Here is a 4,515-nt window from a genome sequence, read left to right on the forward strand (position 1 = left end):
CAGGTCGACAGCGCGGCCGTGCCTGCGCGCGCGCGCGCGCAGCCCGCGATCAGCTCGTCGAGCGCGCCGGCGCCCGGCGCCACGCCGCGCGCGACCAGCACGGCGATCGCCGTTCGCGCGCGCGCGGCGGCTTCGTCGGTGGGGGCGGCGCGCGCCGCTGCGGTGAGCGCGTCGAGCGCCGCGGCGCCGAGCCGCGCGAGCTGGTCGACGGCGTCGACCGTGCGGTCGCCGCGTGCGACCTGTTCCGCGAGGGCGCGCGCGCCGCCGTCGGCCGACAGTTCGAGGTCCGTGAGCACGTGTAGCTCGGCGATCGCGGCGTCGCGGTCCGCCGCGGTGATCACCGCCGTCGCGCACCGGGCCCGTACTGGCGGCGACAGCTCGATCCACTGCTCGGCGGCGCGCGGGTGAAGCCGAACGCGGAGCGTGCGGTCGCCGAGGACGAGCCCGAGTTCGCGCACGCCGCGCGCCACCACGCGCACGCCGGCGACCGGGTGATCGGTCCGCTGCCGAGCGGTGGCGAAGTCGCCGCGCGAAAACCCGGTCCAGGCCGTCGCCGGATCGCCGTCGGCCAGCTCGCGGGGCGGGGCGAGGTCCGCCGCGCCGGCGGCGCGCGCGTCCCGGCTCACCGCGTCGAACCGAAACGCGATCGGCCGTCCCGCCGGCGGGGCGCCGACGCGCGCGGCGGCGATGGGGGTGCCGGCTGGAAGTTGCACCGGCAACGTGGCGCGGCGAAACGCGCGGCGGTCGAAATCGAACATCTCGGCGTACAGGTAGGCGGGCGCGCCGTCGCACCGGGCGATCCCCGGGCGCGACTGGTAGCGGACGACGCCGGCCGGCGTGAGCGCGACGTCGCGGCTCCACTCGCCGTCTCGCCCCTGCGGTCCGACGGCCTCGTGCGCGAGGACGACGAGGTCGCCGCGGTCGTAGGCGAGGACGAGCGCCTCGGCCGCGGCCGGCCGGGGCGCCCGGCGCGGGCCGAACTCGGCCTGCGCGAGGATGACCGCGCGGCGACCGTAGCGGCGCGCCGACAGCGTCGCTCGGCGCAGCGGCAGGTCCGTCGCGCGAAACGCGCGCACCGCGCCCGCGCCGGGTGCGCCGCTGCGCTGGAGCGTCACGAGCCCGCTCGCCTCGACCCGGATCGCGTCGGCCGCGCCGTCGCCGTCGATGTCGAACCGCAGCTCCGCGGTGGCGACCGGCGTCTGCGCGGCCGCCCGCGGCTCGGTCATCGCCAGCGCGGCCAGCGCGGCCCCGGCCCAGGCAACCGCGCGCCGCAGCGGCACGACCGCCGGCTCGGCGCATCCGGCCGCGTTCGGCGCCCGCGGTGGCGCGGCCGGCGCCGCGACCGGAGGTCGGGCGCGATGGCGGTGGCGACGGGTCACGTGCGGAGTATAGTGCGCGCCCCGTGCGCCGGCGCGACTTCCACTACGACCTGCCGCGCGAGCTGATCGCGCAGACCCCCGCGGCGCGCCGCGACGCATCGCGGCTGCTGGTCGTGGGCGACGACGGTCTGGACGACCGGACGTTCGCCGATCTGCCGGCGCTGCTGCCGCCGGACGCGGTCGTGGTCGTCAACGATGCGAAGGTCGTCCCGGCGCGGCTGCGCGGCCACAAGCCGACCGGCGGCGCGGTCGAGCTGCTGCTGCTCGAGCCGCTCGCGGCGCCGGACCCGCGCGATCCGGCCGGCGGCCACCGCTGGCGCGCCATGGCGCGCGCGTCCAAGCCGCTGCGCGCCGGCACGCCGGTCGCGCTCGCCGGCGGCGGTCCCACCGTCCACATCGCGACCGACCGCGCGCCGGACGGCACCGTCGAGGTCGTGTTGCCCGAGCCGGCGGACGACCTGTGCGCGCGGTGGGGCGAGGTCCCGCTGCCGCCGTACATCGCGCGCCCGCGCGGCGCGACCCGCGAGGACGCCGAGCGCTACCAGACCGTCTACGCGCGCGCGCCGGGCGCCGTCGCCGCGCCGACCGCCGGCCTGCACTTCACGCCGGAATTGCTCGACGCGTTGCCCGGCGACGTGGCGACGCTGACCCTGCGGGTCGGTCCGGGCACGTTCGCCCCGGTGCGCGCGGACGACCTCGACGACCACGAGATGCACGCCGAGGCGTTCGACATCCCCGAGCGCACCGCGCGCCTGGTCGCCAGCGGCCGGCCGGTCGTTGCGATCGGAACGACCGTCGTGCGCGCGCTCGAGGCGTACGCGCGCGGCGACCGCGGCGCGACCCGGCTGTTCATCCGGCCGGGGTTCGCGTTTCAGGTCGTCGATCTGCTGGTGACCAACTTCCACTTGCCGGAATCGACCCTGCTGATGCTCGTGTGCGCGTTCGGCGGCACCGACTGCGTGTTCGCCGCCTACCGGCACGCCGTCGCCGCGCGCTATCGGTTCTACAGCTACGGCGACGCGATGCTGATCGCGCGGGCGGGCGGGCGATGGCGGACGGCGGCACCGGGGCGGAGGCCCGGCGCCGGATGAACACGCCCGGGTTCTCGTTCGAGGTGGTCGCCACCTCCGGGAAGGCGCGGGCCGGCGTGCTGCACACGCCGCGCGGCGACATCCCGACGCCGGCGTTCATGCCCGTGGGCACGGCCGGCACCGTCAAGGCGATGTTGCCGAGCGAACTCGAGGCGCCGCCGCTGGATGTGCGCATCCTGCTCGGCAACACCTATCATTTGTATCTGCGGCCGGGCCTCGACGTGGTGCGCGCGCACGGCGGCCTGCACGCGATGATGGGCTGGCGGCGCGCCATCCTCACCGACTCGGGCGGGTTCCAGGTGTTCAGCCTCGCGCACCGAAACCGCATCGACGACGACGGCGTCACGTTCCGATCCCACATCGACGGGTCGTCGCACCGGTTCACGCCGGAGTTGTCCATGCACATCCAGGGCGTGCTCGGGTCGGACATCGCGATGGTGTTCGACCAGTGTCCGCCCGCCGGCGCCAGCGACGCCGAGCACGAGCGGGCGGTCGCGCGGACGACCGCGTGGGCCCGGCGGTGTGCGGCGGTCGACCGGCCGCCGGGGCAGGCGCTGTTCGGCATCGTCCAGGGTGGGCTGGACGTCGGCCGCCGCCGCCGGCATCTCGCCGAACTCGTCGACATCGGCTTCGACGGCTACGCGATCGGCGGCCTGTCCGTCGGCGAGGCGCCGGAGGACATGTACGCCGTCCTCGACGCGTTCGCGGCCGACCTGCCGGCCGATCGCCCGCGCTATCTGATGGGGGTCGGGACGCCGGCGGACATCGAGCGCGCCGTGTTCGCAGGGGTCGACCTGTTCGACTGCGTGATGCCGACGCGCAACGCGCGCAACGGATCGCTGTTTACGTCCGAGGGCCGCGTGGTCATCTCGAACGCCCGCTACCGCGAGGACACCCGCCCGCTGGACCCGACCTGCCCCTGCGCGACCTGCCGGACGACGACGCGCGCCTACCTGCGCCACCTGTACACGAGCCGCGAGATCCTCTACAGCCGGCTCGCAACACTTCACAATCTCACGCATTACGCGCGGCACATGGCGTCGCTGCGCGCCCGAATCGTCGCCGGCGCGCGCGGCGCTTGACGCCGCCCGGGCGCGATGCTAAAGCTGCGCGTCTTTTAGGGTTTTCCCCAGGCGAGGAGACGTCTCGTGCAAAGTATGTCCCCGGTTTTGTTCATGCTCCTGATGTTCGGCGTGTTCTGGCTGCTGCTGATCCGCCCGCAGATGAAGCGCCAAAAGGAGCACCAGGCCATGCTCGCCCGCCTCAAGAAGGGGGACGAGGTCGTCACGCGCGGCGGCCTGATCGGCAAGGTCGTCGGCGTCTCGGACGCGATCCTCACCATTGAATTGCAGGAGAAGGTGCGCGTGCGCGTGCGGCGCGACTACATCGACAGCATGCACGGCGCGGCGGCCGGCGACGAGGTGCGGCGCGCGGCGTAGGCCGCGTCAGATCGACCCGCGCGGGGCGGCACACTGCGGCCGGCGCATTCGTCCGACAACCCGTCTGACAACTGAGACATCATGGATCGAAAGCTGAAATGGCGACTGATCTGGCTGGGCGTGCTCGTCATCGTGTCGCTGTTGACACTTGCGCCGACCTTCGCTCCCGGCCTGGTTCCGCCCGGTCTCGGCGGTCTGTTCAACCAGAAGATACAGCTCGGTCTCGACCTGCAGGGCGGCCTCCAGATCGTCTACAGCGTCGATCTGGACAAGGCGGTCGACGACAAGGCGTCGGAGATCAAGCGCGATCTGGACGACGCGTTTTCCGAGCACGGCATCGACGCGGAGGTCAAGACGCCGCTCACGCCGATCGGCGCGATCACGATCGTCGCGAAGGATCCGGCCCTGTACGACAAGATTCGCAGCGAGTTCCTCGCTGACTACGACGAGATCCTCGTCGACCGGCCGTGCCCGAAGGTGGACGAGGGCGCCCTGTGTCTGCGGGTCTCGTCCGATTACGCCGATCGCATCAAGGAGTCGGCGCTCGAGCAGGCGATCAAGACGGTGCGCGACCGCGTCAACTCGCGCGGCATCGCGGAGCCGAGC

General features: G+C 73.9%; 5 protein-coding genes. 4 read left to right on the forward strand and 1 reads right to left on the reverse strand.

What is annotated here, in order from left to right; translation table 11 throughout:
• On the reverse strand, window positions 1–1,379 hold a 1,379-nt coding region (locus tag D6689_11400), incomplete at its 3' end, for a hypothetical protein (protein RMH41331.1).
• A gap of 23 nt (window positions 1,380–1,402) precedes the next feature.
• Between D6689_11400 and queA the strand changes: the two genes are divergently transcribed.
• The 4 genes from queA to D6689_11420 form a co-directional block, all read left to right on the forward strand.
• Window positions 1,403–2,470 (forward strand): tRNA preQ1(34) S-adenosylmethionine ribosyltransferase-isomerase QueA, encoded by a 1,068-nt coding sequence (gene queA, locus D6689_11405; protein ID RMH41332.1) that lies wholly within the window; start codon window positions 1,403–1,405, stop codon window positions 2,468–2,470.
• A complete protein-coding gene (locus D6689_11410; protein RMH41335.1) occupies window positions 2,467–3,552 on the forward strand; it encodes a tRNA guanosine(34) transglycosylase Tgt in 1,086 nt (361 codons plus the stop codon). Before queA ends, D6689_11410 begins: the two co-directional genes overlap by 4 nt.
• Before the next feature lie 66 nt (window positions 3,553–3,618).
• Complete coding sequence (gene yajC, locus D6689_11415; GenBank protein ID RMH41333.1) at window positions 3,619–3,909, forward strand: preprotein translocase subunit YajC; 291 nt, start codon at window positions 3,619–3,621, stop codon at window positions 3,907–3,909.
• Between the two features lie 81 nt (window positions 3,910–3,990).
• Window positions 3,991–4,515: hypothetical protein (locus D6689_11420; GenBank protein RMH41334.1), on the forward strand; the 525-nt coding region annotated here is incomplete at its 3' end.

The sequence above is a fragment of the Deltaproteobacteria bacterium genome, from assembly GCA_003696105.1.
In the GTDB taxonomy this organism is placed as follows: Bacteria; Myxococcota_A; Polyangia; order Haliangiales; family J016; genus J016.